This is a genomic window from Psychrobacter sp. TAE2020 (genome assembly GCF_018919485.1).
GTDB lineage: Bacteria > Pseudomonadota > Gammaproteobacteria > Pseudomonadales > Moraxellaceae > Psychrobacter.
Genome location: NZ_JAHLMU010000026.1, coordinates 1 through 321, shown reverse-complemented (window position 1 = coordinate 321; position 321 = coordinate 1). Strand labels below are relative to the sequence as shown.

The 321-nt window shown below is 58.6% G+C and carries 1 protein-coding gene; it reads right to left on the bottom strand.

Going from position 1 to position 321, the window contains the following annotated elements; translation table 11 throughout:
• Window positions 1-321: Ig-like domain-containing protein (locus tag KPY62_RS13590; RefSeq protein ID WP_228730795.1), on the bottom strand; the 321-nt coding region annotated here is incomplete at both ends.

Here is a 321-nt window from a genome sequence, read left to right as displayed (position 1 = left end):
TTTGCGTGGCCGTCACTTGAGTCCCATCAACAACGCTTGGATTGGTCGGAGCGGTCCATGAACCATCGACGCCAACGATCGCATCTACGGTCGTGCCATCAGGGTAAGTCACCGTCACGGTCGCACCTGGCTCACCCGTACCAGTGATAGGCTGACCAACTTCGTTGGCATCAACCACTGGCGCATCAGGCGCGGTGGTATCCGCCACATTAGCGCTGCCTTGTGGGCTGGTATTGCCCGCCGTATCAGTTTGCGTGGCCGTCACTTGAGTCCCATCAACAACGCTTGGATTGGTCGGAGCGGTCCATGAACCATCGACGC